Genomic DNA, 25527 nt, shown 5'->3' with positions numbered 1-25527 from the left:
CCATTTCCGACCTGCCGTGCGAATGCGTTCCCTGCCGGGCTTTCTCGGCCATGCCCAGGCTCCTCAAGGTCGTCGCAGCAGCCCGACGACAATGCGGCGAATTCGCGGGCCGCGCGGTGTCGAACCGCGGACCCGTCGATTCTCCCAGCCTTTCCACCGCCCGGCCCGAGATCAATCAGGGTTGCCGGCAGGACGAGATCGCCACCCGGGCCGTAAGGAACCGTTCGAAATTCCGGCGGCATGCCTCAAAGAACCAGTGCTCCGCCGCCGGGCCACTCGGGTTCGGCGCATTCCCCGGCGGGCTGCGACGCGACGAAACGGGCGGTCAGAACAGGGTGGGGATGGAGGGTTCGAGGCCGCGCAGCTCGTCGTAGTCCACGACGGCGCAGCCCAGGCCGCGGTCGGCGGCCAGCAGCCGGGCCTGCGGGGTGATGGACTGAGCGGCGAGAATGCCCCGCACCGGGTGTGGCAGCGCCGGGTCCGCCTCCAGCCGGACGAGGTAGCGGGTGAGCTGCTCGACCCCGTCGATCTCGCCCTTGCGCTTGATCTCGACGGCGACCGTGGAGCCGTCGCTGTCCCGGCAGAGCAGGTCCACCGGCCCGATCCCGGTCTCGTACTCGCGGCGGATCAGGGTCAGCCCCGCAGCGATCGCGTCCGGCCGATCGGCGAGCAGGACCTGCAGGTGGGCCTCAACGCCGTCCTTGCGCAGCCCCGGGTCGATCCCCAGCTCGTGGCTGGAGTCGTGGAGAACTTCCTCGAGGGTGATGACGAGCCGCTCGGCGGCCCGGTTGGTCACCCGCCAGACCCCGCCGTCCTCCGCGATGACACAGGGCGGGCTCATCCAGTTCAACGGCTTGTAGGCCCGACCGTCGGCGTGGATCGACACCGACCCGTCCGCCTTGACGAGCACCAACCGGACGGCGCTCGGCAGATGCGCGGTGAGACGCCCGACGTAGTCGACACTGCACCGAGCGATGACGAGCCGCATGGTGTCACGTTATCGCGGCCCCCTGGCCTGCCCCCCAGAGGCTCCAAGGGGACCCCGATCCACCGGGGTCCGCCGAAGACGGTCAGGCCGGTCGCCCGCTCACATCTGGCCGTCGCGGGCGCAGACGAGGTCGTCGAGGAGCTCACGGCGGCCGGCGTAGCGGGTGGCCAGATGTTCGGCCCGTTCGGCGGAGAGTCGGCCGAGCCGGGCGGGATCGGAGTTGTCCTGTATGTCGGCTCGCTTCACGACGACGGCGAGCGGGTGGGCCAGGTAGTCCCGCATCGACTCGTCGGGCCGGTGCGACAGGGCGGCGACGGCGGCGACGACCGGCACGGGATAGCCGGCGGCCGTGAGGTCCGCGAGCGTGGTGTCGCTGTCCTCGACGACGTCGTGCAGGACGGCGGCGAGCTGCGCGCAGTGCGGATCCACACCGGCGGGCCCGGCGGTGTGGACGACCGTCGCCATGACCCGCAGGGGATGGCCGATGTACTCCTCGCCGCCCTTGTCTACCTGGCCGGTGTGCATGCGGGTGGCGAAGGCGATGGCGTCGTCCAGCGTCGGGCCGGCGGTCGGGCCCCGGTCCGGTGACGTGCCGGGATGGTCGGATTCGGCCGCGTCAGGAGTGGTCGAGGGCATGCCTCGACCGTACGACGTCCACGATGCTCCGGATTATGGCACTGAGCTCATAGTCCCGGGGCGTGAACACCGCGGCGACCCCGAGCCGGGTCAGTTCCCGCGCGTCCGCCGGCGGGATGATGCCGCCGGCGACGACGGGGATCTCCCCGGCCCCGGCGGCGCGCAGCCCGTCGAGCACCTCGGGCACCAGGTCCAGGTGGGCGCCGGAGAGCACCGACAGGCCGACGACGTGCACGTCCTCCTCGACGGCCGCGGCCACGAGCTGCCCGGGGGTCAGCCGGATCCCCTGGTAGACGACCTCGAAGCCGGCGTCGCGGGCGCGCACGGCGATCTGCTCCGCGCCGTTGGAGTGACCGTCCAGGCCGGGCTTGCCGACGAGCATCTTCACCGGCCGCCCGAGCTCCTTGCCCGTACGGGCCACCAGGACGCGCAGCTCGTCGAGCCCAGCCACATCCCCGCCCCCGCCGACGGCGTCGCTCACCCCGGTCGGCGCGCGGTACTCGCCGAACACCGCTCGCAGCGTGTCGGCCCACTCCCCGGTGGTGATGCCCGCCCGCGCGCAGGCCAGCGTCGCGGGAACCAGGTTCGCCTCGGTGCCGGCGGCGGTGCGCAGCCCGAGCAGCGCCTCTGCGACGGCGGACGGATCACGCCCGGCCCGCCAGGCGGCGAGCGAGTCCCGGGCCGCGGGCTCGAAGGACGGGTCGACCGTCTGGATCGCCGTGTCGAGCTCGGCGAGCAACGGGCTCGGCTCGGTCTCGGTGAACCGGTTCACGCCGACGACGACGTCCTCGCCGCTCTCGATCCGCGCGCGCCGCGCCGCCTGGGCGCAGACAAGCGCCGACTTCAGGTAGCCGCTCTCGACGGCGGCCACCGCCCCGCCCATCGCCTGGACCCGGTCGATTTCGGCGGTCGCGTCCGCCACCAGCCGGCGCACCCGCTCCTCGATGACGGGGGAACCGGTGAACAGGTCGTCGTACTCCAGCAGGTCGGTTTCGTGGGCGAGGATCTGCTGGACGCGCAACGACCACTGCTGGTCCCACGGCCGGGGCAGGCCCAGCGCCTCGTTCCAGGCGGGTAGCTGCAGCGCCCGGCACCGCGCGTCCTTCGACAGGGTGGCGCCGAGAGTCTCCAGCACGATCCGGATGACGTTGTTCTCCGGCTGGGCCTCGGTCAGCCCGAGCGAGTTGACCTGCACGCCGTAGCGGAACCGGCGCGCCGCCGGGTCGCTCACCTGGTACCGGGAGCGCAGCAGGTCATCCCACAGCGCTCCGAACGCCCGCATCTTGCACATCTCCTCGACGAACCGCTCCCCGGCGTTGACGAAGAACGAGATCCGGGCGCACACCTCCCCCATGCGCTCGGCGGGGATCGTCCCCGTGGCCACCACGGCGTCGAGGACAGCGATCGCCGAGCACATCGTGAAGGCGAGCTCCTGCACCGGAGTCGCCCCGGCCTCCTGCAGGTGGTAGCTGCAGATGTTGATCGGGTTCCACCGCGGCAGCTCCGCCACCGAGTAGGCGATCAGGTCGGTCACCAGCCGCAGCGACGGCCCCGGCGGGAAGACGTACGTCCCGCGCGAGAGGTACTCCTTGATGATGTCGTTCTGCGTGGTGCCGGCCAGCTCGGCCGGGTCGGCGCCCTGCTCCTCGGCGACGACCTGGTAGAGCGCGAGCAGCCACATGGCGGTGGCGTTGATCGTCATCGACGTGTTGGTGCCGGCCAGCGGGATCCCGTCGAACAGCCCGCGCATGTCGCCGAGGTGCGCGATCGGCACGCCGACCCGGCCCACCTCGCCGCGGGCGAGCGGATGATCCGGGTCGTAGCCCGTCTGCGTCGGCAGGTCGAAGGCCACCGACAGGCCGGTCTGCCCCTTCGCCAGGTTGCGGCGGTACAACGCGTTGCTCTCGGCGGGGCTGGAATGCCCCCCGTAGGTGCGGATGATCCACGCTTGGTCGCGGGCTCCACGTCCACCCTCGGTGCCGGTGCCGGTGCCGGTGCGATGACCGCTGGCGGTGTGGGGGTGTGACTGTGCCGTTCGGGTGCCGTGCCGGTCCGCCGAGCGGGTGGACAGATCCGTCATCGCCGCCGCCTCCCTGGAGTGCTGCGCCAAGACCGGTGGCGAGGCCACCGGGGTGGACGCGGGCGGGGTCATCACGCCGGCCTCGACCCGCGAGGACCGCGGGCGACGAGTCGAGGCTAGGCCGCGCCACCCCGGCCCGCCCGTCGGCGCGTGGCGAAGTACGGCGGCGCCGGTTCAGCCCGCGCAGGGAGCCGGCTGGCCCTTCCATTCCTGGATGAGGGCCGCGGGGATCTGCGTGCAGGCGCCAGGGCCGTTGCTGACGATCGTCCACGGCCCGGTGCCGATCCGCCGCCACACGTACGGGTCAGCGGGCGGGTTGGCGACGCTCGGAACCTGGATGCGGCCGATCGCCCAGTACTCGTCGTGCGCCGCGTCGGCACCCTCGATGGCGCCGAAGAACATGCCCGGCGGCACGGTCACCTGAGCGGCGGTGATCGTGCTGTTGCCCGCGGCCTTCATCCGCGCGGCGACCGTCCAGGACAGGGCCAACCGCAGGGCGACGGGGTTCGGCTCGTCGTCGACTCGCATCTGGCGGGCCCGGCCCTGTTGGCGTGCGGCGTCCCAGGACGCGGTGCGCAACGTCGGCGTGAGCTCGGGCGCTGTCTGGCCGGCCGTCGTGCCCGACGTGCCGCCGCCCGCGCCGCGGTCGGCGGTGGCGTAGCCGATGCCCACTCCGATCAGGACCGCGACGAGGAACGCCGCGACCACGACGATCGGCCGCAACTCCCGCACGCCGAGAAGTCCCGCGGGTCGCGCACTGCGTTCGCCGGCGATGTTCACCCGCGCGGGCACCTCCAACGTCCTGCAGACCTCCGTCCGGCGTCCAGCATGCCATCAGCCGGGCCAGTGACCCAAAAGCAGTACCCGATCAGCAGGTACCCGGCAAGCATGCCGCATCGGCAGTCCCCCCGGTACGCGGGCGCGCCCGAGATCACGGTACGCATCCGCCCCGGTCCGGTCCGCTTTACCCGATCGCCGACCACGAGCGCGGCGCCACGAGGCGGGGTGGGGTGGGGTGAGGTGGGGCAGGCGGGGCAGCTCAGGCGTGCCCGACGTGCACCAGCTCGGTCGACTCCTCGAACCGCAGCAGCCGCCCGAGCCGGTCGGCGGCGAACATCCGGCCCAGCGCGCTCGGCACGTCGACGAGGACCATGGATCGGCCCGCCGCCCTGGCCCTGCGGGCCCCGCCGAGCAGCACCCCCAGCGCCGCGTGGTCGCCGAGCTCCAACTCGGCGACGTCGACGCGCAGCGGCCCGCTGCCGTTGTCGATGGCGGCGTGCAGCAGGGAGCGCAGCGTGCCCACCGTCCGCACGTCCACCCTGCCCACCAGCCGCACCGCCTGTCCGGGGCGACTACCCGCCCCGGACAGGGCGTACATGTCCACCACGTTCACGCCGTTGTTCATGTGGTCTCCAGTCCCCGGCCACCCGGTACCCCCGCTCACCGTGACGCCGGCGCTACCAGCTATCCGCGCCGACCGCGGGTAGCACCCAGGTGGGTTCCGCGCATGGCGGACCGTCGTGCGCCCTCCCGCCTCGGCCGAACCGTCGTCGCTCGGCCACAGGGGGTCGGGGCCGGTCACCTCGATCATCCCAGCCGTCGCGGCGCGATGTCTCCGCTGTCGGATTCCGTACCGCGATCAGGACGGATCACGGCGGGATTTCCTGCCGATCCGGCGGGCATCTGGGACCATGGAGGCCGGATTGCCGACGGGCGAGGAGTTCCGCCCGAGGCTCCCTCGCGGCCCCGTACCCGGCCGCCGCGCAGTGATCGGGAGGTGCCAGGTGGCCGTGAACGCGGCGCAATACCTCGTCGAACCGGCGTTGGCGATGCTGACCGTGGGGCTATTGATGATCATGGCCCGCTGGGCGTCCACCCCGCTGCGCGCGCTGCCCCGCGGGGTCGTGCTCGGCCACGACTTCGGGCTGCTCGTCCCCGTCGCCGTCGTCGACACCCCCGCCGAGGTGAGCCGGGCCCGGGCCGCCCTGCGCACGCAGGGCATCCGCTCCACCTGGGCGATGGCGATGACCCCGCTGCACATCGACTCCGCGGGCAACATCCTGTCCCGCCCCCGGCAACGCTGGCACGTGCTCGTCTTCGGCGCCGACGCGCCCCGCGCCGCCCGAGCCCCTGTCGACCCCGCCCGGCGGGCTGTCCTCGCAGACCTGAGCCTGCCCTCAGCCCACCGCGCGGGCCAGCCCTCAGGCGACCGCCAGATCGGAGACCCGCCGGATGTCGGCGCCGAGCGCGGTCATGTTCTCGACGAACCCGGCGTAGCCGCGATCAATGTGGTAAACGTCGGTCACCTCAGTGTCGCCCTCGGCGACGAGGGCGGCGAGCACCAGGCCCGCGCCGGCCCGCACGTCCGAGGCCATCACCCGGGCCGCCGTCAACCGGGCCGCGGGCCGCACGATGACGTGATGGCCGTCGGTGCGCAGGTCCGCACCGAGCTTGTGCAGCTCGCGGCAGAACACGAAGCGGCTGTCGAAGACGTTCTCGGTGATCAGCGACGTCCCGCTGCTGATCGCCTCCAACGCGATGATCTGCGGCAGCAGATCCGTCGGAAACCCGGGGTAGGGCAGGGTCACGACGTCGATCGAGCGCGGGCGGTCCCGGCCGACCACCCGGAACCCGTCGTCCCGGACGTCGATCTCCGCGCCGGCCTGCACCAGCTTCTCCAGCACGATCCCGAGATGCCCGGCCCGGCCGTGCCGGATCATGATGTCGCCGCCGGTCATCAGCGCGCCGATCGCGTACGTGCCGGCGACGATGCGGTCCGGCACCGTCCGGTGCTCGACCGGGGACAGCGCGTCCACTCCGTCGATCACCAGGGTCGACGAGCCCGCGCCGTCGATGCGCCCGCCCATCGCCGTCAGCATCGCGCAGAGGTCGGCGATCTCGGGTTCCTGCGCGGCGTTGTCGATCACCGTCGTGCCCTTGGCGAGGACGCCGGCCATGAGGAGGTTCTCGGTGGCGCCGACGCTCGGGAAGTCCAGCCAGATCGACGCGCCCTGCAGCCGGCCCGAGCAGCGCGCCACCAGTACCCCGGCCTCGACGTCCACGAGTGCCCCGAGCTTCGCCAGCCCGTTGACGTGGATGTCGAGCGCCCGCGCGCCGATCGCGTCCCCACCCGGCAGGGCGACCCGAGCCTCCCCGCACCGGGCGACCAGCGGGCCGAGCACCGCCACCGACGCCCGGATCCGCCGGACGAGGTCCCCGTCGGCCGCGAACCCCGGCGTCTCGGGGACATCGATGCTCAGCCGGCCGCCGCCGACGTCCCGTTCGACCACCGCCCCGAGCCCGTCCAGCACCTCCGCCATCACGGTGACGTCGAGGATGTCGGGCACAGCGGACAGAGTCGTGCGACCGACGGCCAGCAGGCTCGCGGCCATCAGTTTGAGAACCGAGTTCTTCGCGCCCGGGACGGCAACCTCGCCGACCAGCCGGGTGCCGCCTGTCACGACGAAGCGCTCCACGGACCTCGATGCTAGGTCCTGGCACAAAGATCTTCACCGGCACCCACCGGATTGACCTCCACCACCCTGTGCGCTTGCCTCATCCCGGTCCGTCCGCCGCCACGACAGACACCCCGTCGTGCGCCCGGACGAACGGCTCGCTGCGCCCGGCCAGGGCATCGCTCACCCGCACCGCGAACGCCGGCACAAACCTGGCCTGCACCTGCGCCGGAGACAGCCAGCCGACCTCCCTCGCCTCCTCGGTCGCGGCGTCGATCGAACCCTCCTCGAGGTCGCACAGGAAGACCATCGCGACCACGCCGAGCGGCAGGTTCAGGTACACCCCCGTCAAGCGGACCGGTCGGACGAGCGCGCCCGTCTCCTCGACAACCTCACGGCACAGCCCGGAATGGATGGTCTCGCCGCGTTCGAGGACCCCTCCGGGAATCTGCCAGGCCCCGGTGTCTCTGCGGCGGATACACAGAATCGACCCGTTCTCGTGGAGTGTCACTCCGGCTACGCTCACCGAATGCATGTGCGGAACGTACCCTTTGCCACACGGAAACCGGGGTGAGCCGCAGTCTCAGTCAGCGACTGGCGGACCTGCCGCCGGAGACCGATCCGGGGTTCCGCACCGCCGCTCGAGCCCTGCTGGCCGGGCCGGACGCGGGCGACGAGATCCTCACCGCGATCATCGAGGACGCCGACCTGCCCGAGTAGACCCGATTCAACGCTTTCTACTGCCTGCAGGCACGGGCCTGGCGACGCAAGGACCACCGCCGACACCGCGCGAACACCGACCGCTACCAGTCGCGGTTCAGCCGGCATCCGATGTTCTTCTACTTGCAGGCCGAGTACTACGCCGCGCTCGGCGACGACCCCGCGAACCTCGACGCCGCGTTGACCTTCGCCGTCGAGGCGGCCGAGCGGTTGATGGGTGTTCCTGGCGTACTGCACCTGGCCGCCGAGATCATCGCGGACCGTCATGAGCGTGATCCTGGCAGCGACCCGCGCCTGCTGCTGGACGCCGAACGGCACGTCCGTCAGGCCATCGCCCTCAGCGACGGCCGGTACCCCCGCTACCACACCACCCACACCACCCACGCCACCCACACCAGGATCGCGACGTTGCGGGGCGCGTTCACCGCCGCCCGCGCCAGCATCGCGCGGGCCATCGAGGATGAGGACTCGACCGGCGCCGAGTACGCCCTGCGCATCGGGGATTACCAGCTCATCCGGTCGTGGATCCAATATGCCCAGGAGGCCGAGCGTCTCGGCGCCCGGCAGGAGGAGGCGACCCGCGAGTTGCGGCAAATTCGCAGCCAGGTGCTGGAAATCATGGGTCTGCTGGCCGCGGTGATCGCCTTCATCACGACGGCGGCGAACATCGCGGCCGGCCAGCCGGCCCGTCCGGCCGCCGGGTTGCTCACCTTGGCCGGCGGCGTCACGCTGCTGGTCTTCTGGGGCTTCCATGTCCTGCTCATCGGCACCGTCAGCGGCGGTTCCGCCTGGCGACGGGTCGCGCCGGCGGTCGTCGGGGTCATACTTGTGACGGCGGGTTTTCTCATGACCGGGTGGGGGCCGACGGGTGCGGGTGCTGCGGTCCATCAGTCGGTCGGACAAGGCGCATAACGAGGATGCGGCCGGCTGCCGGCCGGACGGGCTGTGGGTGATCGACGGCGCGACCCCGCTAGGAGGCGAGGCTGCGGTGGACGGCCGCTCCCCGGCGGCCTGGCTCAGCGGCACGGCCGACGCGTTCCTGGCCCGGGTGCCCTGGGAGGGCCGTCCGCTGCGGACGGTGCTGCGAGACCTCATCGGCCATGTTCGAGCGGAGGGGCGGCGAGCCGGGCTGCAGACCGACGGCTTCCCGACGGCCACTCTGAGCCTGGCCCGCGTCCTCGACGATCGGCTCGATCTCTGCCTGCTCGGCGACAGCCCCATCCTGCTGCGCCAGCCCGGCGCGACCGTGCTCGAGTTCCTCGATCCGCAGTTCGTCGGCGTGGAGGAGGCCCTGCTCGATCAGGTCCGCACCGCATTCGACCGCGGAGAGGTGGCCGCTGACGCCGGCGCCGGCAACCGGGAGCGACGACGGCGGCGCAACACGCCGCGAGGTTCGTGGGTTCTCGCGGATGTGCCGGCGGCCGCCGACCATGCCTTCGTCACCAGCGTCGCCGTGGCGCCGGGAACCGAACTTGTCGTCATGTCCGACGGTTTCTCGCGTGCTGTGAGCCCCTTCGGTCTCGTCCGCGACGACACCGCGCTACTCGACGAGATCGTCGCGGGCCGCGAGTCCGACCTGCTCGACCGGCTACGGGCCGCAGAGCGCGCCGATCCCACCTGCGCGCGTTTCCCCCGCTTCGGGATGAGCGACGACGCGACCATGCTCTACGCCCACCTCTGACGTCCACCCGCGCCGGCCTCCCGGCGGTCCGCCGACGTCCACACCCAGTCGCGATGCGCTTCGTACACTGCGGTGCGATAGGTACGGTTCCGCGGCCCAGACCGCGCAGAACGCACCGCAATCCGCGACGGCCGCCGGTGCGCGAGCTACCGTGCGTCAGCGAGGCCGACGCCGACCGAGGCCGAGGCCGGGATCTGAGCTTCAGGTCCGTCGCCCGGTGCGGGGCGGGCTCCCTAGAGTGGGGGTATGGCGGTACACCTCACTCGGATCTACACCCGCACCGGGGACGACGGCACGACGGCGCTGGGCGACATGTCCCGGGTGGCGAAGACCGATACGCGGCTGGCCGCCTACGCCGACGTCGACGAGGCGAACGCGGCGATCGGCGTGGCGCTTGCCCTCGGGGGGCTCGCGGACGATGTGCGGGCGGTACTCGGGCAGGTCCAGAACGATCTTTTCGACGTCGGCGCGGACCTGTGTACGCCGGTCGTGGCCGAACCGGCCTACCCCCCGCTGCGGGTCACCGAGGCATACGTGGACCGGCTGGAGGAGGCGTGCGACCGCTTCAACGCCGATCTGCCGAAGCTCGACTCGTTCATCCTGCCCGGCGGCACGCCGGGCGCCGCGCTGCTGCACACCGCCCGCACGGTGGCCCGCCGAGCGGAGCGCTCCGTCTGGGCCCTGCTTGACGCCGAGCCCGAGCGCACCAGGCCGCTGCCCGCGCGATACCTCAACCGCCTGTCGGACCTGCTGTTCATCCTCGCTCGGGTGGCGAACCCGCAGGGGGACGTGCTGTGGCGCCCGGGGGCCCACGCCTGACCGGCGTCCCCGGCGCAGTCCTGCCTATACCGGAGGGTCGACAGTCCAGTCAACCCAATTGTAGACTGGCGATCATGAGTGCGACGGTACGCGTGAGTGACAGGACGCGGCAGCGGGTCGCGGCCCTGGCCGCGTCCACCGGCCAGCAGATGCAGACCATCGTCGACGAGGCCGTCGAGGCCTACGAGCGCGAGCTGTTCTGGCGCGGCTTCGAGCAGGGTTACGACCAGCTCGCCGGCGATCCGGACGGCTGGGACGCCGTCGAGGCCGAGCGGTCGGCCGAGTCGCCGGCCCTGCGGGACGGGCTGGACGGGCTGGACGGGCTGGAGTGATCTCACCTCGCCGCGGCGAGGTATGGATGGTCGACTTCGGCGAGCCGATCGGCCACGAACAGGGGCTGCGCCGGCCGGCGGTGGTCGTGTCCGCGGATCGGCTCAACCGCAGCCGCGCGGGCCTGTCCATCGTCGTTCCCGTCACCAGGACCCGCCGTGGGCTGCCCTCCCACGTCGAGCTCGCGCCGGGCGGCATCGGCCTGCGGGAGACGAGCTACGCCAAGGTCGAGGACGTCAAGGTCGAGGACGTCAAGTCCGTGTCGCAGCAGCGGTTCGACCACCGCCTCGGCGTGGTGGGCCCCGACCACCTGCTCCGGATGACCGAGGCGCTGAAGTTCCTGCTGGAGATCTGAACGAGCACGGGCGCGTCCCCCGAGAGGGAACGCGCCCGTGACTGCCGACGTCGGCTAGCTGCTCAGCGTCGCCGTTTCGGCCAGGATGCTGACGCCCTGGTGGGTGACGGAAATGAAGCCGCCGTCGACCTGGGCCGAGATCTCCCGGCCGCCGGTCTTGACCCGGACCGTGCCGCCCGAGACCAGCACCCCGAGCAGCGGCACGTGGCCGGGCAGGACGCCAAGATCACCGTCGGTGGTCCGGACGACGACCATGTCGGCCTCGCCGGACCACACCTCCTGCTCGGGCGAGACGATCGCGACCCGGATCGGCATTACAGGTTCTCCGCGTTCTTCTCCGCGTCCTCGATGCCACCGCACATGAAGAACGCCTGCTCGGGCAGGTGGTCGTAGTCGCCCTGGGAGAGTCGCTTGAACGAGTCGATGGTCTCGTCGAGCGGGACGAACTTGCCGGGGATGTTGGTGAACTGCTCCGCGACGAAGAACGGCTGCGACAGGAACCGCTGGATCCGCCGGGCCCGGTTGACGAGGATCTTGTCCTCTTCGGAAAGCTCGTCGATGCCGAGGATGGCGATGATGTCCTGCAGGTCCTTGTAGCGCTGCAGGATCCGCTGCACCTCGCGGGCCGTGTCGTAGTGCTCCTGGCCCAGGTAGCGGGCGTCGAGGATCCGGGAGTTCGAGTCGAGCGGGCTCACCGCCGGGTAGATGCCCAGGTCGGAGATGGACCGATCGAGCACCGTCTGGGCGTCGAGATGGGTGAACGTCGTCGCCGGCGCCGGGTCGGTCAGGTCGTCCGCGGGCACGTAGATAGCCTGCAGCGAGGTGATCGAGTGGCCGCGGGTCGAGGTGATGCGCTCCTGGAGCACACCCATCTCGTCGGCGAGCGTCGGCTGGTAACCCACGGCGGACGGCATCCGGCCGAGCAGGGTGGACACCTCGGAGCCGGCCTGGGTGAACCGGAAGATGTTGTCGATGAACAGCAGCACGTCCTGCTTCTGGACGTCCCGGAAGTACTCGGCCATGGTCAGCGCGGCGAGGGCGACCCGCAGCCGGGTGCCGGGCGGCTCGTCCATCTGGCCGAACACCAGCGCGGTGTCCTCGATGACGCCGGCCTCGGTCATCTCCAGGAACAGGTCGTTGCCCTCGCGGGTGCGCTCGCCGACACCGGCGAACACCGAGACGCCACCGAACTCCTTGGCGACCCGACGGATCATCTCCTGGATGATGACGGTCTTGCCGACGCCGGCACCGCCGAACAGGCCGATCTTCCCACCGCGCACATACGGCGCGAGCAGGTCGATGACCTTGATCCCGGTGGTGAACATCTCGGTCTTGGACTCGAGCTGGTCGAACGCGGGCGCCTGCCGGTGGATCGACCACCGCGCCTCGGCGTCGACCTTGTCGACGTCGAGCGGGGTGCCGAGCACGTTGAACACGTGCCCCTTGGTGGCATCACCGACGGGCACGGAGATCGGCCCGCCGGTGTCACGCACCACGGCGCCGCGAACCAGACCGTCGGTCTGCTGCATCGAGATGGTGCGCACCGTGTTGTCGCCGATGTGCTGGGCGACCTCCAAGGTCAGCGTCAGGGTCTCGCCGCCGATCGTGCGGTCGACCTCAAGCGCCTGGTAGATCTCTGGGAGCTCGTCCGGCGCGAACTCCACGTCGACGACCGGTCCGATGACTCGGGCGACCCGGCCGATCCCCGGGGTCCGGCCCTCAGCCGTGGCCGGCGAGCTGGTGGTGACGGTCATGGCGTCCTCAGTTTCCCATCATTGCCCGTCGCCGCAGCCTCGGGCTAGCCGTACTCTCTGGCACCTCCGGCGCCGTCGACAAGGCGAGCGCGTCCCCGCCCGCCTCGTCGACGGCGCCGTACTTCTACGTTGTGGTCGGTCGGTGTCGGCTGGTCCCGGCGGTCGAGATGAGGTGGGTGCTCGTTGCCTGGCGGTGCCTCACCTCGACGACACGCCCTCCCGCGTGAGGACGCCCTGTAACCAGTGTCACCTAATGTTTCCGGCGACGCGACGACATGGGGGACGACCTCGTCTCCCGGTCGCGCGCCGCCGGATCATGTCAGGAGGCCGATGCCAGGGCGTTGGCACCGCCGACGATCTCGGAGATCTCCTGGGTGATGGCATCCTGCCGGGCCCGGTTGGCCTGCCGGGTGTAGCTGCGGATCAGGTCCTCGGCGTTGTCTGTCGCCGACTTCATCGCCCGCTGCCGCGCCGCCGACTCCGACGCCGCCGACTCCAGCATCGCCGCGTACAGGCGACTTTCGACGTACCGGGGCAGCAGCGCGTCGAGCACCGCCTCCGCGGACGGTTCGAACTCGTACTGGGGCAGCGGACCGCCGGCCGGCGGCTCGTCAGTCTCGGTGAGCACCATCGGCAGCAGCCGGCACGCGACCGGCGTCTGCGTAAGCGCGGAGACATACTCGGTGTGGACGACGTGGATCTCGTCGACCCCGCCGTTCTCACTGGATGCAACGAACGAGGCGATAAGAGCGTCCCCGACCGACTTGGCGTCGGCGTAGGTCGGCTGCTCGGAGAAGCCGGTGTACTCGCCGCTGATCGCCCGGCCGCGGAAGCGGTAGTAGCCCACTCCCTTACGGCCGATGACGTGCAGCTCCGGCTCCTTGCCCTCCAAGCGCAGCAACTCGATGAGCTCGTTGGTGCGCCGCAGCGCGTTCGAGCTGTAGCCGCCGGCCAACCCCCGGTCGCTGGTGATCACCACAACCGCGGCCCGGACGGGCTGGGATCGCTCGGTGGTCAGCGGGTGGTTGATCGTCGTCTGCGACGCCACCGCCTCGATCACCCGGGTGATCTCCTCGGCGTAGGGACGGGCCGCGGCGACCCGCGCCCGAGCCTTCGCGATCCGGGAGGCCGCGATCAGCTCCATCGCCCTGGTGATCTTCTTCGTCGACTGCACCGAGCGAATGCGCCGCCGATACTCGCGAAGCTGCCCCGCCACGGGTCAGCCCTCGTCGGCGGTGCGTGCCGGCCCCCGGTGGACCGGGATCGACTCCTGCCGCACCGCACTCGGGTCCAAGGGCAACGCCCGCGCCTCGTTGATCAGCGGGCTGCCGTCGGACAGCGTGAACTGCTGCTTGAACTCGGCGATCGCCCGCTCGAGCTGGCCGACCGTTTCGTCGCCGAGCTTGCCGGAGCCCAGGATGGTGTCGTAGATCCCCTGGCTCGACCGACCGAGGTAGTCGAGGAACTCGCCCTCGAACCGGCGGACGTCCCCGATCGGCACGTCGTCGAGCTTGCCGGTGGTGCCGGCCCAGATCGTGACGACCTCCCGCTCGACCGGGAACGGCCGGTTCTGCGGCTGCTTGAGCAACTCGACGAGGCGAGCGCCCCGGGCAAGCTGGTCACGCGAGGCCTTGTCCAGGTCGGAGCCGAACGCGGAGAACGCCTCCAGCTCGCGGTACTGCGCGAGGTCCAGGCGCAGTCGGCCGGCGACGGACTTCATCGCCTTCGTCTGCGCGCTGCCGCCGACGCGGGACACCGAGGTGCCAACGTTGATGGCGGGGCGCACGCCCTGGTTGAACAGGTCCGACTCCAGGAAGATCTGGCCGTCGGTGATCGAGATGACGTTCGTCGGGATGTAGGCCGAGATGTCGCTGGCCTTCGTCTCGATGATCGGCAGCCCCGTCAGCGACCCGCCGCCGAGCTCGTCGGACAGCTTCGCGCAGCGCTCCAGCAGGCGGGAGTGCAAGTAGAACACGTCGCCGGGGTACGCCTCACGGCCCGGCGGGCGGCGCAGCAGCAGCGAGATCGCCCGGTACGCCTCGGCCTGCTTGGACAGGTCGTCGAAGACGATCAGCGAGTGCTGGCCGTTGTACATCCAGTGCTGGGCGATCGCGGAACCCGCGTACGGAGCGATGTACTTGAAGCCGGCCGGCTCGTCGGCCGGGGCGGCGACGATCGTGGTGTAGGCCAGCGCGCCGGTCTCCTCGAGGGTGTTCACCACCTCGCGGATGGTCGTCTTCTTCTGGCCGATCGCCACGTAGACGCACTTGACCTGCTTCGACGGATCGCCCGAAGCCCAGTTGTCCCGCTGGTTGATGATCGTGTCGATGGCGACCGTCGTCTTGCCTGTCTGCCGGTCACCGATGATCAGCTGACGCTGGCCGCGGCCGATGGCGGTCATGGCGTCGATCGCCTTGATGCCCGTCAGCAGCGGCTCCTTCACCGGCTGGCGCTGGACGACCGAGGGCGCCTGCAGCTCCAGGGCTCGGGTGCCCTCGGACTGGATCTCGCCGAGGCCGTCGATCGGCCGCCCGAGCGGGTCGACAACCCGGCCGAGGAAGCCGTCCCCGACCGGGACGGCGAGGATCTCCCCGGTGCGGCGGACCTCCTGCCCCTCCTCGATCGTCTCGGACTCACCGAGGATGACGGTGCCGATCTCGCCGACTTCGAGGTTCAGCGCGAGACCCAGCACGCCGCCTTTGAACTCCAGCAGCTCGTTGGTCATCGTGTGGGGAAGACCCTCGACCCGGGCGATGCCGTCACCGGTGACGACGACCCGGCCGACCTCCTCCCGGCCGGCGGAGGTGGCCTGGAAGGAGTCGACGTACTCCCGTAGGGCGTCGCGGATCTCCTCCGGCCGGATGGAGAGCTCAGTCATCGCTTATGTCCTTCGTCGTTCATCGCTGGCAGGGCAGGTCGCCTGGGCACTGTCATGGTCATGACCGCCACCCGGCTATCGGAGCAGCGCCCGGCGCGCGGCGGCCAGGCGGCGTAGCACGCTGCCGTCAACCACCTCGTCGCCGACCTTCACCACGACCCCGCCCAGGAGATCGGGATCGAGATCAACCTGAAGTTGAATCTGGCGGCCGAAGTACCGGCTGATCGCCACGCCCAGGCGGGCGATGACCTCGTCGGTCAATGGCACCGCCGTGCGCACGATCGCGACGACCCGACCCCGGCGGGCCGCGGCGATCCGGCTGAAGTCGGACAGGCGACGCTCGACGTCACCGTGGATCCGGTCGGCCGCGGCCTGCTGGGCCAGCCGCAGCGTGACCGGGTGGGCCCGACCGGACAGCAGCCGGGCCAGCAGCGCGTTCTTGACCGACGCCGGCGCGGCCGGGTCGGTCAGGGCCAGGGCTAGCTGCGGATTCTGCCCGAGAATCCGGGCGAACCGGAACAGCTCGTCCTCGACCTCCTCCAGCGCCCTGTCCCGCTCCGCCTCGACCAGCAGGGCCTCGACGCTCAGTTCGAGCAGCGCGTACTGCAGGTCGACCGGCCGAGACCAGCGCGCCGAGACCGCGGTCTGCACGATCCGCAGGCTCACCGCCTCGAGCTGGCGACCGAGCAGCCGGGCCGCGAGCTCCGTGCGTGCCGCCGGGGGCGCTCCCGGGTCGGTCAGCGCGCGGCGCACGGTCGGCTCCCGGTGGAGCAGGTCGGCGACGGCCCGCAGGTCGTCGGCAACGCGGCTGGCGTCCACCGGGGTGACGACGCCCAGCGGCGTCGCCGTGGCCTCGTCGAGGGTGGCCCGCGCCGTGGCGAGCCCGTGCCTGCTGGCTCCCTCCACCGTCAGCCTCCCGACCCCACCGGCGCGGGGGTGCTGCCCGCGCCCTCGGCCGAGTTGTCCAGGGCAGCGATGAAGTCGTCGACGAGCCGGGCCTGGGTGGCAGTGCTCTCCACCTGGTAGCCGACGATCTTCGAGGCGAGATCGATTGCGATCACACCGACCTCACGGCGAACCTGGGCCACGATCTGCGCCCGGTCGGCCGCGAGCTGAGCGTCGGCGCGCTCCTTGATCTCGGCGATCTCCCGCTGCGCGGACGCGCGGAGCTCCTCGACGATCTGCCGGCCCTCGGTGTGCGCATCGTCCCGGATGCGCGCAGCCTCGGTCCGGGCCTCGGTGAGCTGCGCCCGGTACTGCTCCAGCAACGCCTGCGCCTCGCGCTGCGCGGCCTCAGCGCGGGCGATCCCGCCCTCGATGCGCTCGGTGCGCTGCGCGTAGGTCTTCGCGATCTGCGGGCGGATCTTCCAGAAGAAGAAGGCCACCAGCAGCCCGAAGGCCAGGGTGCCGATGAGTAGTTCACTCAGCGGCGGGATGAGAACGTTCTCGTCGGAATGCCCGCTCTCGCTCGCAGCGAGAAGGATGACGGTGGCTGATGCGCTCATGGTCGCTACGCCGGTTTACGGGAAGACGAAGGGAACGACGAAACCGATAAGCGCGAGAGCCTCGGCGAGAGCGAAGCCGATCAGCATGTATCGGAAGGCGACCTGCTCCGCCTCGGGCTGCCGGGCAATCGCCTGGACGCCGAGGCCGAAGATGAGACCGATGCCGATGCCCGGGCCGATCGCGGCCAGACCGTAGGCCACGGCGCCGAGGCTCCCGGTCACGGCGTCCTTGGAGGCGAAAACGAGCAAGGGGTCCATTACGGTGCTTTTCCTATTCAGTCGGGCACCGGGACTCGGCCGGTGCTGAGGGGAGTGTCGGAATCTAGGCGTGGGCCGCTGCCGGCACGCCCACCGGGGCGTGCTCGGCGAGATCCTCGGACGGAGCAACCTCGTGCTCTCCGCGCGCCATCGCCCCGCCGATGTAAGCGGCGGTGAGGATGGTGATGATGTACGCCTGGAGAGCATCGATGACGAGCTCGAACGCCGTGAGGACGACCGCCACGAGCAGGGACGCGACGCCGAATACGAAAGGAGGCTTGGGCAGCAGATAGTCCGCGCCCAGCGAGAAGACCAGCAGCAGGAGGTGACCTGCGAACATGTTCGCGAACAGTCGGATGGCCAGCGTGAACGGCCGGACGATCAGCGTCGACAGAATCTCGATCGGGCCCAGCAGCAGGCGGATCGCCAGCGGCGCCGTGGGCGCCGGGTCGATCATCTCCTTGAAGTACGCACCGGCTCCGTTGTCCTTGACGCCCGCGTAGATGAACATCACCCAGGTGACGACCGCGAGGACCATCGGCACCGCGATGCGCGAGGTCGCCGGGAACTGGGCCGCCGGGATGATCGCGAGGAGGTTACTGACCAGCACGAAGCTGAACAGAACCAGCAGGTAGGGCGTGTAGCGGGCGCCCTTCTCCCCGATGACCCCACGGGCGATCTGCAGATCGACGAAGTCGTATGCCGACTCGCACAGGTTCTGGATGCCGCGAGGTATGATTTTAGCTCGACGGAAACCCAGCCAGAAGATCACGCCCACGAAGAGCGCGGCGAAGATCGTAAGCGCGGTGGCCTTGTTGAGGTAGAGATTGACCGAGCCGATCCCGACATCGAACCAGTGCGGAGTCTGGAAGACCTCCTTCGTGGGGCCTTCGAAGCCCTCATCAGCGAGGACCGGCACGACAAACACCTCCATGATCGATTAGGTAGCGCATGCACGGCTCCGCGAGGTTGCCGTGCCGGCTGCAGATTGCCCCACCCTACCGGGTTCGCACGACACGCCCACACGGAAGAACGACCCGTAGCCAACCGGCGGCAGCGCTTCGAGGGACGCCTCAACAAGCCCAGGCCCTGATGGGTGTCGGCAGGCCGACGTCCTGTTGCCCGCGATACTATCCACACCGGCGCGCCACAGGCACCAACTCGCTTCGAGGTTCACCCTGGTTCATGTGCGCGTTGTCCGCGGGTTTCGCTCCGTTGATGACGTTTCCACATAGCGTGACCACCTCATGACGTCCAGTTCGCACCGACGCCCGCCCGGGGGCCGTCGCTCGGCACGGTGCACAGGACGTGCACGGGTTGCGGTCATCTCACCACTCCCTCCCTGCGGTCCACCGCCTGCGCCCACTCTTACCCATTTCGCCCGCGGCGTCGATGACCTGGTAGGTCATGGTTGCGCCGGTGGGATCGGTGCGCGGTCGCCGCACGTTTTCCCGGTGACCGGGGAGATCGCGACGATTCGGACCGACCGCACCCATGGAACAGCCGGGAATGGCTGGATAGACAGGTCCACGGGAGGGAACGCCCCGGTCCATTCGGAACGGGACCGCCGGGACCAACGGGAGGGATCAAACGGGACAACCGGAACGTCCCCACCAACTCCGATAAAAGGGGCGAACGGCCCCCAACCAACCGGGCTAGTGCTGGGTCAACCGGTAGATGACCAGATACATGGCGGCCGCCATGCCGACTGCGAGGCCGATGGGCAGGAACAGCGCCCGGAAGCCGAGCAGCCGGTCGGCACCGAAGCCCACCAGTCCCCAGAACGCCATCCCCGCGATCAGAGTTCCGAAGACGTTCCATGCCTCGCCGGGGTGATGACCACCCTGGGCACGCTGCCGGGGCGGACGGCCGGACACCTGCGGGGTTCTGGCACTTTCGGGCAGTCCACCATCGGGCCCACGCCGCCGCGTGCCGTCACCGGCCGGTCCCGGAGCGGGATCGCTCATCGCGCCGGCGGCCGCCGCGTGGCGTCCCAGGCGCCGGGGCGGTCCGGGTCAAAAAAGGGCACACGGGTGTGGGTTGCGACCCACAGTTCCGCGCCCATCCAGGCGAAGACACCACCGAAGATCGACCAGGCGAAGGTCGGCAGGTCAAGCGCCGAGCTGTCCTGGAGTCCCAGCAGCACCACCCCGAGCACTGCGATCTTCAGCGCGTAGGTGCCAAGAGCCGCGGGCAGCAGCAGATGCGGCGCCCGGCGCGCGACCGCGCCCACCGCCAGCTTGCTGATGGTGAAGAACGCGACGACGATGACGAGCCCCAGCGCCGTGCTCAGCGCGCCGGTCCCGCCGCCCGTCCCCGCGGAGATCGCCACGGCGGGCACCGCCAGCGCGAGCGTGAGAATGAGGCCGAGCCGGATCACCCGGGCCGCCGGCACGATCATGCGCGCGCCGACTTCTGCGTGCGGACCAGCAGCGCGAGCAGCGCCGCGAGCCCGACCCCGACGGTGGCGACGAGGATCGGCAGTGGGGAGGCGGAGAACGATGCGGCGACACCGCCGAACCCGACCAGAGCCGCCCAGAAATACATGAACAAAACCGCCCTCACGTGCGAATTGCCAATCTCCAGCATCCGGTGGTGGAGATGCATCTTGTCGGCCGCGAACGGCGATCGTCCCGCCCGCGTGCGCCGGATGACCGCGAGCCCGAGGTCGAGGAAGGGGACAGCGAGGACGGCCAGCGGGATCGCCAACGGGATCAGCGACGGGTACGACCGCGAGGGTCCAGCGTAACCCCCGTAGGCGACCTGCCCGGTAACGGAGATCATCGAGGCGGCCGACAGCAGGCCGATGAGCATGGAGCCGGAGTCGCCCATGAACAGCCGGGCCGGATTGAAGTTGTGCGGCAGGAACCCGACGCACACCCCGGCGGTGACCGCGGCTAGCAGCGCCGCGGGCGAGGCCCGGTAAAAGCCGTCGATCACCGCGATCTCGTAGGCAAAGTAGAACGTCGCCAGCGACGCGATCGCCGCGACCCCGGCGGCGAGCCCGTCGAGCCCGTCGATGAAGTTCATCGCGTTGATCAGAAGGACCGTGGCGAGGATCGACAGTGGAACTGCCGTCTCCGGCCCGAGGCTCAGCGTGGTCTCGCTGTCCCGGTCGATGGCGAACGACCACTGGACGCCGAGCAGCACCATGATGCCGGCGGCGGCGACCTGGCCGGCGAGCTTGGTCAGGGAGTCCAGCTCCCACCGGTCGTCGGCGACCCCGAGCAGGCAGATCAGCGTGCCGGCGATGAGCACCGCCCGGGTCTCCGACCAGTCCTGGGAGACGACGGACAGGAACGGCAGCCGGTCGGCCACCTCCAGCCCGGCGTAGAGGCCGGCGAGCATCGCGAGGCCGCCGAGCCGAGGCGTCGGGATCATATGGACGTCGCGGTCGCGGACCCCGGCGACGGCGCCGATGCGCATGGCGAAGGCCCGGGCCAGCGGCGTGGCGAGGAACGTCACCGCCGCCGAGACCACGAAGACGAGCAGGTACTCGCGCACCGTCGGGTATCTCCCACTGCCGACCCGGATGTGGTGGAACCTGGAAAACCCGCGGTGACTACCGCGGGTAGGCGGGATGCCGTTCGACGAGCGTGGCCACGCCCGCAGCGACGTCCGCCGCGCCGGCGGGATCACGCACCGCCCGGGCGATCAGCGCGGCGATCTCCTTCATCTCGCTCTCCCCCATCCCCTGGGTGGTGACGGCGGGGGTACCCACCCGGATCCCGGAGGAGACCGCCGGCGGCTGCGGGTCGTAGGGGATCGCGTTCTTGTTCAGGGTGATGCCGGCGGCGTCGCAGCGGGCCTCGGCGTCGCGGCCGCTGACCCCGAGCTCGCGCAGGTCGAGCAGCGCGAGGTGGGTGTCGGTGCCCCCGGCGACCGGCCGGATGCCCTCGACGGCCAAGCCCTCGGCCAGCACCTGCGCGTTGGCCACCACCTGGCGAGCGTACTGCGCGTAGGCGGGGGTGGCCGCCTCCCGCAGCGCGACCGCCTTCGCCGCCACCGCATGCATCAACGGTCCCCCCTGGCTGAACGGGAACACCGCCTTGTCGATGCGCGCGGCCAGCTCCTCGCGGGCGAGGATCATCCCGCCCCGAGGGCCACGCAACACCTTGTGCGTAGTAAAGCTGACGACGTCGGCGTACGGCACGGGGCTGGGGATCACGCCACCCGCGACCAGCCCGATGAAGTGGGCCGCGTCCACCATCAGCCACGAGCCGACCTCGTCGGCGATGGACCGGAAAGCGGCGAAGTCGATCAGGCGCGGGTAGGCCGTCGCCCCACAGATGATCATCTTGGGTCGGTGTCGGCGAGCCAGATCGCGCACCTGGTCGTAGTCGATGAGCTCGGTGTCCTCGCGCACGCCGTAGGCGACGACGTCGAACCACTTCCCGGAGAAACTCACTTTGCTGCCGTGGGTGAGGTGACCTCCATGCGGCAGCGACATCGCCAGCACCGTGTCGCCCGGGGTCAGCAGCGCCGCATATACCGCGAAGTTCGCCGACGTGCCGGAATGCGGCTGCAGGTTGGCGTGCTCTGCGCCGAAAAGCTCCTTCGCCCGGGCGATGCCGATCTCCTCGGCCCGGTCCACCACCTGACAACCGCCGTAGTACCGCCGACCGGGATAACCCTCGGCGTACTTGTTCGACAGCGTCGAGCCCAACGCCGCAAGCACCGCCGGCGACGTGAGGTTCTCGCTCGCAATGAGTTGCAGGCCCCCGCGTAGCCGAGCCAGCTCGTCGAGCACCACACCGGCGATGTCCGGATCCGTGTCGGCGAGCTGGTCGAAGTCCGGGCCCCAGAACGGGGTGCTCATGGCGTACCTACCTCCTGCGCTCGTGCCGCCCGATCGGGACCAACGGTCCTCTGCACCGGTACGGCCCTCCACTCGGGCCGGCTCAGGGCCAGCTCAACGGGCGGCCGGCTCCCGGACGAGGGGCAGGATCTCGCGCAACGCGTCAAGACCGACGGCGCCGCTGCGGACCACGACCGGCACCTCGCCGGTGCAGTCGACGATGGTCGAGGGCACCGCCGCCGGGCACGGCCCGCCGTCGAGGTACACCTCGGCGGCGCCGCCGAGCTGGTCGACCGCCTCGTCCGCCGTGGTCGCCGGCGGCTGACCGCTGATGTTCGCACTGGACACCGCCATCGGCCCGGTCCGACCCAGCAGCTCGATCGCCACCGGGTGCAGCGGCATCCGCACCGCCACGGTGCCCCGCCCCTCGCCGAGATCCCAGCGCAGCGACCCGGCGTGCCGGACCACGAGCGTCAGCCCACCCGGCCAGAACGCCGAAATCAGGTCGGAGACCTGCGGAGTCATCCGGTCGATGAGCCCGTCCAGGGTGCGCCAGGAGCCGACCAGGACCGGGACCGGCATGTTCCGCCCGCGCCCCTTGGCTGCGAGCAGCGAGGCCACCGCCTCCCGGTCGAACGCATCGGCGCCCAGGCCATACAGCGTGTCGGTGGGCAGCACCACCAGCTCGCCTCGGCTCACGGCGGCGACCGCCGCGTCCAGCCCACGGGTCCGTTCGGCCTCGTCGGAACAGTCGAAGCGCTGCATCACCCCTCCTCTGCTGTCGCTCGCTCCCCGCCGCCGGCCTGGCGACGGCCGCTGACGAAGCGGTCCCGCCCGGCCAGGTCGGGATGATCGGCCACGTCCACCCACCGCCCGTCGGCGCGCAGCAGGCCCGGCGCGGCGGCACCGTGGCCGTCGGCGTGCTCCACGACGAGCAGGCCCCCCGGGCGCAGCAGCCGGGCCGCCAGCGCGACAACGGCGCGCACCACGTCAAGCCCGTCCGCACCGCCCCACAACGCCTGGGGCGGGTCATGCTCGCCCACCTCGGGCTCCACCTCGTCGCGGTCGGCATCCGGAAGGTACGGCGGATTGCTGACGATCAGGTCGACCGACCCGGTTAGCCGGGCGAGCGACGCGGTGGGCGCGGCGGTGACGTCGGCCTCGTGAACCGTAACCGGAAGTCGGCTCGCGGCAACGTTACGCCGCAGCCAGTCGAGGGCCGCAGGGTCCACCTCCACGGCGTGCACCCGGGCCCCGGGCACCTCCCCGGCCAGGGACAGCGCGATCGCCCCGGACCCGGCGCACAGGTCCACGCACACCGGCCCGCGCGGCTCCAGGGACGGCACGGATGGCGAGGTCAGCGCTGGCGGCGAGGTCAGCGCGGCGATGGCCCAGCCGACGACGGACTCCGTCTCCGGGCGCGGGATGAACACCCCGGGGCCGACGGCGAGGTCGAGGTAGCGGAACCCGGCGAGGCCGGTCAGGTGCTGCAACGGCTCACGTCGGGCCCGGCGGCCCACGAGCTCGTCGAGGTGCGCAGCGGCCTGCGCGGGCAGCTCGTCGACTCCCACCAGTCGGGATCGGGAGATCCCCAGGGCGAACGCGGCCAGCTGCTCGGCGTCGGCCCGAGGGCTGGCGACCCCGGCCGCGCGCAGCCGCTCGGCGGCCTGCGCGAGGGTCGCGGCGGGCCCGCGGGTCACCGACGGGCCGATCATGATGCCTGGGCGTCCAGCCGGGCCTGCAGATCGGCGGCGGCGAGCGCGTCCAGCACCTCGTCGAGCTCGCCGTCGAGCACCTGGTCGAGGTTGTGCGCCTTGTAGCCGACCCGGTGGTCACTGATCCGGTTCTCGGCGAAGTTGTAGGTACGCACCCGCTCCGAGCGGTCCACGGTGCGGACCTGGCTGGCCCGCGCCAGCGACGCCTCCGACTCGGCTTTCTCCCGGGCGACGCCGAGCAGCCGGGCGCGCAGGATCCGCAGCGCGGACTCCTTGTTCTGCAGCTGGCTCTTCTCGTTCTGGCAGGACACCACCAGGCCGGTCGGGACGTGGGTGATCCGGACCGCCGAGTCGGTGGTGTTCACGCTCTGCCCGCCGGGTCCGGACGAGCGGAACACGTCGATGCGCAGGTCATTTGCGTCGATCTCGACATCGACCTCCTCCGCCTCGGGAAGCACCAGCACCCCGGCGGCGGAGGTGTGGATGCGCCCGGCGGACTCCGTCACCGGCACCCGCTGGACGCGGTGCACCCCGCCCTCGAACCGCAGGCGGCCGTAGACGCCGTCGCCGGGCGCCGAGCCGCGCGCCTTCACCGCCACGCTGACGTCGCGGTAGCCGCCGAGATCGGACAGGTTGGCGTCGAGGATCTCGGTCTTCCAGCCGCGGCGCTCCGCGTAGCGCAGGTACATCCGCAACAGGTCGCCGGCGAACAGGGCCGATTCCTCACCGCCCGCGCCGGCCTTGACCTCGAGGATGGCGTCCCGGGCGTCGTCGGGATCGACCGGGACCAGGTAGGCACGCAGCCGCTCGTTGAGTCCGACGAGTTCGGCGTCGAGATCGTTGACCTCGCCGCGGAACGACGTGTCCTCCACGGCGAGCTCGCGGGCGGTGGCGAGGTCGCCCTCCACCCGCTCGAGCTCCCGGGCCAGATCGACGACCGGGGCGAGCTGCGCGTAGCGGCGGCTGAGGGCACGGGCCTTCGCGGGGTCGTTGTGCACCGCCGGATCGGCGAGCTGCCCCTCGATCTCGGCGTGCTCCGCGACGAGGCCGTCGAGCGGGGACGTCATGGTGTTTCCTCTTCGCACATCACGGTCCCGGACGCCGCACAGCTCCGGGAGCCAGGGTCGGCGGGGCGGCGCTGCCTGCCCCGCCCCGGACGCAAACGGCGCCCGCCCGGGGATCCGGACGGGCGCCGTGGCCGCACTACTTCGCGCCGCCGACCTTCTCGCCGGGGCGCCGCCGGCCGAACCGGCGCTCGAACTTCTCGACCCGCCCGCCGACGTCGAGGATCTTCTGCTTGCCCGTGTAGAACGGGTGGCACTGCGAGCAGACCTCGGCGTTCACGACGCCGTTCTCCTTCGTGCTGCGGGTGGTGAAGACGCTCCCGCAGGTACAGGTCACGGTCGTCTCGTGGTAGGTCGGGTGGATATCAGCCTTCATGGTCCCTCTTTCGATGTGGCCGCCGGGTCGCCGTCCGGGCTGGAGGGCGTGAACCGGAGCCGTTCTGCTGCCAGTCTGCCAGAGGCGGACGCCGCGTCCGCCGGCACGCTTACCA

30 protein-coding genes are annotated in these 25527 nt (G+C 71.0%); 6 read left to right on the top strand and 24 right to left on the bottom strand.

Annotated features, from left to right (window positions below; translation table 11 throughout):
* Window positions 1–325: 325 nt before the first annotated feature.
* The 8 genes from nucS to G6R25_RS07975 all read right to left on the bottom strand — a co-directional run bounded on the left by nucS (window position 326) and on the right by G6R25_RS07975 (window position 7694).
* On the bottom strand, window positions 326–988 hold the full coding sequence (gene nucS / locus G6R25_RS08010; protein ID WP_163552461.1) for an endonuclease NucS: 663 nt from the start codon (window positions 986–988) through the stop codon (window positions 326–328).
* A 99-nt stretch (window positions 989–1087) separates the two neighbouring features.
* A complete protein-coding gene (locus G6R25_RS08005) occupies window positions 1088–1624 on the bottom strand; it encodes an HD domain-containing protein (protein WP_163552460.1) in 537 nt (178 codons plus the stop codon).
* The gene (locus G6R25_RS08000; protein WP_235947778.1) at window positions 1605–3776 is read right to left on the bottom strand and encodes a protein meaA; all 2172 of its coding nucleotides are present in this window, start codon (window positions 3774–3776) and stop codon (window positions 1605–1607) included. The genes G6R25_RS08005 and G6R25_RS08000 overlap by 20 nt, the downstream gene beginning before the upstream one ends.
* A gap of 102 nt (window positions 3777–3878) precedes the next feature.
* Window positions 3879–4496 (bottom strand): hypothetical protein, encoded by a 618-nt coding sequence (locus G6R25_RS07995; protein ID WP_163552459.1) that lies wholly within the window; start codon window positions 4494–4496, stop codon window positions 3879–3881.
* Window positions 4497–4743: 247 nt separating this feature from the next.
* On the bottom strand, window positions 4744–5109 hold the full coding sequence (locus G6R25_RS07990; RefSeq protein WP_163552458.1) for an STAS domain-containing protein: 366 nt from the start codon (window positions 5107–5109) through the stop codon (window positions 4744–4746).
* A gap of 234 nt (window positions 5110–5343) precedes the next feature.
* A complete protein-coding gene (locus G6R25_RS07985; protein ID WP_205446958.1) occupies window positions 5344–5760 on the bottom strand; it encodes a hypothetical protein in 417 nt (138 codons plus the stop codon).
* A gap of 145 nt (window positions 5761–5905) precedes the next feature.
* Entirely contained in the window at window positions 5906–7165 is a 1260-nt protein-coding gene (gene murA, locus G6R25_RS07980; protein ID WP_163552462.1) for a UDP-N-acetylglucosamine 1-carboxyvinyltransferase, read from the bottom strand.
* Between the two features lie 94 nt (window positions 7166–7259).
* Window positions 7260–7694 (bottom strand): NUDIX hydrolase, encoded by a 435-nt coding sequence (locus G6R25_RS07975; RefSeq protein WP_163552456.1) that lies wholly within the window; start codon window positions 7692–7694, stop codon window positions 7260–7262.
* Between the two features lie 35 nt (window positions 7695–7729).
* Here G6R25_RS07975 and G6R25_RS26490 point away from each other — a divergent pair, with 35 nt between their 5' ends.
* The 6 genes from G6R25_RS26490 (at window position 7730) to G6R25_RS07945 (ending at window position 11064) form a co-directional block, all read left to right on the top strand.
* Window positions 7730–7879: a hypothetical protein gene (locus G6R25_RS26490; protein ID WP_163552455.1), complete on the top strand. Its 150-nt coding sequence runs from the start codon at window positions 7730–7732 to the stop codon at window positions 7877–7879.
* 111 nt (window positions 7880–7990) lie between these two features.
* Window positions 7991–8791, top strand: a complete 801-nt coding sequence (locus G6R25_RS07965) for a hypothetical protein (protein WP_163552454.1) — start codon at window positions 7991–7993, stop codon at window positions 8789–8791.
* Window positions 8754–9560, top strand: coding sequence for a protein phosphatase 2C domain-containing protein (locus tag G6R25_RS07960; protein WP_235947774.1), 807 nt, complete (start codon window positions 8754–8756; stop codon window positions 9558–9560). The genes G6R25_RS07965 and G6R25_RS07960 overlap by 38 nt, the downstream gene beginning before the upstream one ends.
* Window positions 9561–9806: 246 nt before the next feature.
* Window positions 9807–10379 carry a cob(I)yrinic acid a,c-diamide adenosyltransferase gene (locus G6R25_RS07955; protein WP_163552452.1) on the top strand — a complete coding sequence of 191 codons (573 nt, stop codon included), beginning with the start codon at window positions 9807–9809 and terminating at the stop codon, window positions 10377–10379.
* 92 nt (window positions 10380–10471) lie between these two features.
* Window positions 10472–10711, top strand: a complete 240-nt coding sequence (locus tag G6R25_RS07950; protein ID WP_235825561.1) for a hypothetical protein — start codon at window positions 10472–10474, stop codon at window positions 10709–10711.
* Window positions 10708–11064: a type II toxin-antitoxin system PemK/MazF family toxin gene (locus tag G6R25_RS07945; RefSeq protein WP_163552450.1), complete on the top strand. Its 357-nt coding sequence runs from the start codon at window positions 10708–10710 to the stop codon at window positions 11062–11064. Before G6R25_RS07950 ends, G6R25_RS07945 begins: the two co-directional genes overlap by 4 nt.
* Window positions 11065–11118: 54 nt before the next feature.
* Here G6R25_RS07945 and G6R25_RS07940 read toward each other — a convergent pair whose 3' ends face one another.
* The 16 genes from G6R25_RS07940 to rpmE all read right to left on the bottom strand — a co-directional run bounded on the left by G6R25_RS07940 (window position 11119) and on the right by rpmE (window position 25412).
* A complete protein-coding gene (locus G6R25_RS07940; protein WP_163552449.1) occupies window positions 11119–11379 on the bottom strand; it encodes a F0F1 ATP synthase subunit epsilon in 261 nt (86 codons plus the stop codon).
* Window positions 11379–12818, bottom strand: coding sequence for a F0F1 ATP synthase subunit beta (atpD, locus tag G6R25_RS07935; RefSeq protein WP_163552448.1), 1440 nt, complete (start codon window positions 12816–12818; stop codon window positions 11379–11381). Before atpD ends, G6R25_RS07940 begins: the two co-directional genes overlap by 1 nt.
* Before the next feature lie 319 nt (window positions 12819–13137).
* Entirely contained in the window at window positions 13138–14034 is an 897-nt protein-coding gene (locus tag G6R25_RS07930; RefSeq protein ID WP_163552447.1) for a F0F1 ATP synthase subunit gamma, read from the bottom strand.
* A gap of 3 nt (window positions 14035–14037) precedes the next feature.
* The gene (gene atpA, locus G6R25_RS07925; RefSeq protein ID WP_163552446.1) at window positions 14038–15696 is read right to left on the bottom strand and encodes a F0F1 ATP synthase subunit alpha; all 1659 of its coding nucleotides are present in this window, start codon (window positions 15694–15696) and stop codon (window positions 14038–14040) included.
* 75 nt (window positions 15697–15771) lie between these two features.
* Window positions 15772–16602 (bottom strand): F0F1 ATP synthase subunit delta, encoded by an 831-nt coding sequence (locus tag G6R25_RS07920; protein WP_163552445.1) that lies wholly within the window; start codon window positions 16600–16602, stop codon window positions 15772–15774.
* A 2-nt stretch (window positions 16603–16604) separates the two neighbouring features.
* A complete protein-coding gene (locus tag G6R25_RS07915) occupies window positions 16605–17201 on the bottom strand; it encodes a F0F1 ATP synthase subunit B (protein ID WP_163552444.1) in 597 nt (198 codons plus the stop codon).
* A gap of 15 nt (window positions 17202–17216) precedes the next feature.
* The gene (locus G6R25_RS07910; RefSeq protein WP_163552443.1) at window positions 17217–17459 is read right to left on the bottom strand and encodes an ATP synthase subunit c family protein; all 243 of its coding nucleotides are present in this window, start codon (window positions 17457–17459) and stop codon (window positions 17217–17219) included.
* 64 nt (window positions 17460–17523) lie between these two features.
* Window positions 17524–18393 (bottom strand): F0F1 ATP synthase subunit A, encoded by an 870-nt coding sequence (atpB, locus tag G6R25_RS07905; RefSeq protein WP_163552442.1) that lies wholly within the window; start codon window positions 18391–18393, stop codon window positions 17524–17526.
* A gap of 721 nt (window positions 18394–19114) precedes the next feature.
* Window positions 19115–19336: a hypothetical protein gene (locus tag G6R25_RS26485; protein WP_235947767.1), complete on the bottom strand. Its 222-nt coding sequence runs from the start codon at window positions 19334–19336 to the stop codon at window positions 19115–19117.
* An 86-nt stretch (window positions 19337–19422) separates the two neighbouring features.
* Window positions 19423–19860: a Cg1360 family ATP-synthase-associated protein gene (locus G6R25_RS07895; protein ID WP_163552440.1), complete on the bottom strand. Its 438-nt coding sequence runs from the start codon at window positions 19858–19860 to the stop codon at window positions 19423–19425.
* Entirely contained in the window at window positions 19857–20963 is a 1107-nt protein-coding gene (locus G6R25_RS07890; RefSeq protein WP_163552439.1) for an MraY family glycosyltransferase, read from the bottom strand. Before G6R25_RS07890 ends, G6R25_RS07895 begins: the two co-directional genes overlap by 4 nt.
* 58 nt (window positions 20964–21021) lie before the next feature.
* Window positions 21022–22278 (bottom strand): serine hydroxymethyltransferase, encoded by a 1257-nt coding sequence (locus G6R25_RS07885; RefSeq protein ID WP_163552438.1) that lies wholly within the window; start codon window positions 22276–22278, stop codon window positions 21022–21024.
* 93 nt (window positions 22279–22371) lie between these two features.
* The gene (locus tag G6R25_RS07880; protein ID WP_163552437.1) at window positions 22372–23022 is read right to left on the bottom strand and encodes an L-threonylcarbamoyladenylate synthase; all 651 of its coding nucleotides are present in this window, start codon (window positions 23020–23022) and stop codon (window positions 22372–22374) included.
* On the bottom strand, window positions 23022–23972 hold the full coding sequence (gene prmC / locus G6R25_RS07875) for a peptide chain release factor N(5)-glutamine methyltransferase (protein ID WP_163552436.1): 951 nt from the start codon (window positions 23970–23972) through the stop codon (window positions 23022–23024). The genes G6R25_RS07880 and prmC overlap by 1 nt, the downstream gene beginning before the upstream one ends.
* Window positions 23969–25039 (bottom strand): peptide chain release factor 1, encoded by a 1071-nt coding sequence (gene prfA / locus G6R25_RS07870; protein ID WP_163552435.1) that lies wholly within the window; start codon window positions 25037–25039, stop codon window positions 23969–23971. Before prfA ends, prmC begins: the two co-directional genes overlap by 4 nt.
* A gap of 136 nt (window positions 25040–25175) precedes the next feature.
* Window positions 25176–25412: a 50S ribosomal protein L31 gene (rpmE, locus tag G6R25_RS07865; protein ID WP_136446497.1), complete on the bottom strand. Its 237-nt coding sequence runs from the start codon at window positions 25410–25412 to the stop codon at window positions 25176–25178.
* Window positions 25413–25527 lie beyond the last annotated feature (115 nt).

This window comes from Candidatus Frankia alpina (assembly GCF_902806485.1).
Lineage (GTDB): Bacteria > Actinomycetota > Actinomycetes > Frankiales > Frankiaceae > Frankia > Frankia alpina.
This window is presented reverse-complemented; position numbering and strand designations above follow the sequence as displayed.

Bases quoted from the DNA above. Each gene is read 5' to 3' on its own strand.
- nucS (WP_163552461.1), bottom strand. From the start codon at position 988: ATGCGGCTCGTCATCGCTCGGTGCAGTGTCGACTACGTCGGGCGTCTC.
- G6R25_RS08005 (WP_163552460.1), bottom strand. From the start codon at position 1,624: ATGCCCTCGACCACTCCTGACGCGGCCGAATCCGACCATCCCGGCACG.
- G6R25_RS08000 (WP_235947778.1), bottom strand. From the start codon at position 3,776: ATGACCCCGCCCGCGTCCACCCCGGTGGCCTCGCCACCGGTCTTGGCG.
- G6R25_RS07990 (WP_163552458.1), bottom strand. From the start codon at position 5,109: ATGAACAACGGCGTGAACGTGGTGGACATGTACGCCCTGTCCGGGGCG.
- G6R25_RS07975 (WP_163552456.1), bottom strand. From the start codon at position 7,694: ATGCATTCGGTGAGCGTAGCCGGAGTGACACTCCACGAGAACGGGTCG.
- G6R25_RS07965 (WP_163552454.1), top strand. From the start codon at position 7,991: ATGTTCTTCTACTTGCAGGCCGAGTACTACGCCGCGCTCGGCGACGAC.
- G6R25_RS07955 (WP_163552452.1), top strand. From the start codon at position 9,807: ATGGCGGTACACCTCACTCGGATCTACACCCGCACCGGGGACGACGGC.
- G6R25_RS07940 (WP_163552449.1), bottom strand. From the start codon at position 11,379: ATGCCGATCCGGGTCGCGATCGTCTCGCCCGAGCAGGAGGTGTGGTCC.
- atpD (WP_163552448.1), bottom strand. From the start codon at position 12,818: ATGACCGTCACCACCAGCTCGCCGGCCACGGCTGAGGGCCGGACCCCG.
- atpA (WP_163552446.1), bottom strand. From the start codon at position 15,696: ATGACTGAGCTCTCCATCCGGCCGGAGGAGATCCGCGACGCCCTACGG.
- G6R25_RS07915 (WP_163552444.1), bottom strand. From the start codon at position 17,201: ATGAGCGCATCAGCCACCGTCATCCTTCTCGCTGCGAGCGAGAGCGGG.
- G6R25_RS07910 (WP_163552443.1), bottom strand. From the start codon at position 17,459: ATGGACCCCTTGCTCGTTTTCGCCTCCAAGGACGCCGTGACCGGGAGC.
- atpB (WP_163552442.1), bottom strand. From the start codon at position 18,393: ATGGAGGTGTTTGTCGTGCCGGTCCTCGCTGATGAGGGCTTCGAAGGC.
- G6R25_RS07895 (WP_163552440.1), bottom strand. From the start codon at position 19,860: ATGATCGTGCCGGCGGCCCGGGTGATCCGGCTCGGCCTCATTCTCACG.
- G6R25_RS07885 (WP_163552438.1), bottom strand. From the start codon at position 22,278: ATGAGCACCCCGTTCTGGGGCCCGGACTTCGACCAGCTCGCCGACACG.
- G6R25_RS07880 (WP_163552437.1), bottom strand. From the start codon at position 23,022: ATGCAGCGCTTCGACTGTTCCGACGAGGCCGAACGGACCCGTGGGCTG.
- prmC (WP_163552436.1), bottom strand. From the start codon at position 23,972: ATGATCGGCCCGTCGGTGACCCGCGGGCCCGCCGCGACCCTCGCGCAG.
- prfA (WP_163552435.1), bottom strand. From the start codon at position 25,039: ATGACGTCCCCGCTCGACGGCCTCGTCGCGGAGCACGCCGAGATCGAG.
- rpmE (WP_136446497.1), bottom strand. From the start codon at position 25,412: ATGAAGGCTGATATCCACCCGACCTACCACGAGACGACCGTGACCTGT.